The organism is Spiroplasma endosymbiont of Megaselia nigra (assembly GCF_003987485.1).
Taxonomy (GTDB): Bacteria; Bacillota_I; Bacilli_A; order Mycoplasmatales; family Mycoplasmataceae; genus Spiroplasma.
In genome coordinates this window covers 1-3,201 of sequence record NZ_RCOO01000134.1, presented here as the reverse complement: position 1 = coordinate 3,201, position 3,201 = coordinate 1, and the positions used below count along the sequence as shown (strand labels likewise).

Annotated in this window: 3 protein-coding genes; all 3 read left to right on the top strand. The window is 26.7% G+C overall.

The features are described from left to right. Positions 1-990, top strand: a 990-nt coding sequence (locus tag D9R21_RS07285) for a hypothetical protein (RefSeq protein WP_158613917.1), incomplete at its 5' end; no start/stop codon positions are given. Between the two features lie 3 nt (positions 991-993). Next, positions 994-2,199 carry a hypothetical protein gene (locus D9R21_RS05275; protein ID WP_126821384.1) on the top strand — a complete coding sequence of 402 codons (1,206 nt, stop codon included), beginning with the start codon at positions 994-996 and terminating at the stop codon, positions 2,197-2,199. A gap of 6 nt (positions 2,200-2,205) precedes the next feature. Then, a partial coding sequence (locus D9R21_RS05270) for a hypothetical protein (RefSeq protein ID WP_148108838.1) occupies positions 2,206-3,201 on the top strand: 996 nt, incomplete at its 3' end.

The window sequence follows — 3,201 nt, the reverse complement described above, 5'->3', positions numbered from 1 at the left end:
GCTTATGCAACATTAGAAAGTTTAAACCGAGAGAAATATAATTATTCTTTTGGTCAATATATGCATTTTAAACCAGCACAAAAACAGAAATTTAAAATAAAGCATCGTATTTTAGTACAAGAATTTAAAAACAAATTAGGTATAGTACCTTTTTGAGAAATGATTAATGAACCTAATCCGTTATTTTTATCAACATCAACCACTTTAAATCCATGGCCAACTATGGCAAATTGTTATAAATTACAATTTGATTTAGAAAATAGTTTTAATATTAAATCAAAAGAACGATGAGCAAATCGTACGCATTGATATGGGATATTAGATGATGATTTATTGACTGCTTATAATAAAGGCAATAAAAAAGTATATCAAAATATTTTTGATGATATTTTTATTCAATCAGGTAGAACAGCATCAGATGGGACATCATCCCAATCTTTACAAGTAGTACAAGGTACACCAACCTTAGAAACATATACCGAAGACCAAAAAGCAATTATTGAACAAGTATATATAGCATGTCATTTTTCTAGTCCATTCGGTGATAAATCAGATAATGACCAAAATAAAACACAATCATTATTAACTAAAACAAAAGATTTAGAAAAACAAGCATATTTACAAGCATATCGTAAATCATATTATACTAAAATGTTTGATGTAGTTTTAAAATATTATGGTTTATGAGATGTTACTGGCGAAAGACCATATACTTTTAAATTTATGAGTGCTAGTTTAGTAGACCAAATGCGACAAAATGAAATATTAACTGCTAGATGAAATAATGAAACAATAGAGCCAATTAAAATGATTAGTGAATATGAAGAAATGAATGGATTAGAAGCAGAAAAATATAATAAAAAAGTAGAAGAATACTTAGAAAAAAGGCGTGCCCAAGAGATAGAACATAATAATAAATTACTAGAATATGATGAAACTGGTAATAATCAAAATGCCTTACAAGGTAGAACAGAAATAAAGGAGAATTAAAAAATGAGTAGAATTAGCTTAGGTGCTATAAATGAATTAAGGGCACAAGTCCACGATACTTTAATGGATATAAGAGAAGACATCCGAAATAATAGACATTGAATGGTATTTCCTTTTAATGTTTATAGTTCATATATTCCTGATACAGAAACAGGATGAAAACCTAATAATGCTAAACCAAGTGATTATGGGAGTTATTCACGAATATTTGATAATATGGAAAGTACTATTGCACAATGACAAGATAGTTTAAAAATAGTACAAAAATATAAAGGTGAAGAAATTAATATATTAAAAATTGATGATTTTAATAAACAACCTATTAATTCAACTATATGAGCAAATAATGAAACACCCTTTGCTATAAAATTAAAAGATGAAAATAATAATGTTTATTGAAAATTAATTGATGGTGAAAACATTTATGATATTAATAAAATGTTAGAATATTTAAATCAATATAAATTAAGTTATTTTATGAATAATGATAATAAAGCCGATAACTTTTATACAAAAGAGGTTAAAGTTGGTAAATATTGAGATGCTTATATGATTGATGATAGAAGTTCAATTCAATTTGGTGAGGCTAAATTTGAACAAGTATTTACTCAACAATCAACCGAAAGACAATATACTTTATTAATTTTAGATGAAGATGCAGATAAATTAAATATTAATGATTATTATAATTTTTATACTGTATTTAATGATCGTGGTTTAAATATTGGTGGTGGTGATATTAATTCTGCACCCCAAGATAGACAATGATTATATCCATCTAATGTTATTAATTATTATTCACCTTATGATGGTAGTTTTTTATGACAAGAAATTACCTTTTCAAGTATTAATGACAAAATTAGTCATAGTGGTTTATCAGTAAGACAATTTATTCAAACAAGTGCCCCAGGTGAAGGTTATTGTTTTCCAAAAATAACTTATGATGAAAAACTAAATAAAGGTATTGTTGAATTAGATGAGATTTTATTAAAAGACCCAGGAGTTAGAGCAATGGCAGTTAAATTTTATGGTAATCCGATATTTTTTGATATGCCAGTAATAGGTCGACCAATTATTAAAGGTCAATTTAATAAAAAAGTAATGAATTCTCGTGATTTATTAATGTATAACATGTATCCTGCCCCACCTGATAAAATTAATACTTATGCATCACCTGAGGTAAGTTGATATAACATTCAAGGGATATAACCAACAATGATAACTGGTTATGAAGATTGAAAAAAAGATATGGAAAGTAGATATGACTTTTGAAATCAAAAAAATAGTGAGGGAATTGTAATAACTGATAAAGCTAGTTCAACAGCAACCAATCCGACTGTTGGAACAACTATTCATAAAGAAGATAATGACTCTAAATTTTATTGGTCTAAAAATTGAATGATTACTCCACCAGATAAAATAAAAGTAAATAATGAAGATGTTAATAATATCATTAGTACCCAAGCCTCATCATATTTTAGAAGAAAAGATGAATTTGGTAATACTGTTGGTCAAGTTCAAATTGAATATAATAAAATGGGTGCGTGTAATGTTTGAGATATTTTAAATATGAATAATTTTATTAATCGCCAAATTACAGTATTACCTTTAAACTATACGCAAAAGTTGGTATTTAATCCTTTTACGATACCGGGCGGAGTTGGTAAATTCTTAAACTTTATTTCATTTGGTATTCCCTGAGGATGAGTAATTAATCAAAACGAAAAAACTTGACCTAATTTTCAATGACTTAATGGTTTTATGAGTGCTAATATTTATAGTTTTTATAATGATGCATTTTGGTCTGAAAAATCAAAAGGTAAAGGTTATTTACCATTTGAAATATTTAGAGAACAAGGAAATGATAAAGTTGGTGCTATCTTTGGAGCAAATGCTACTAGTTTAGGTTTTACAACTTTATTAACTGATAAATTAAAAGGTACTGTTTTAAATAAGGACGGTAAACCAACACCAGAATTAGTTTATTCAACTTATAATTTAAAACAATTAAATCTTAAAACTAATCGTATCTATTTAATTAATGAACAAACCAAGGCATTTGATGCCCAAACACCAGTTAGTTATAGTGAAAAAGATAATGATTGCGAATTCTTACAAACACCAGATGGTACAAATTGTAGTTATATAATTGATATGTTTTCAATTCAAGCATTATATAAAGGTAATTTTGAAATTATCTTTTATGCTGAT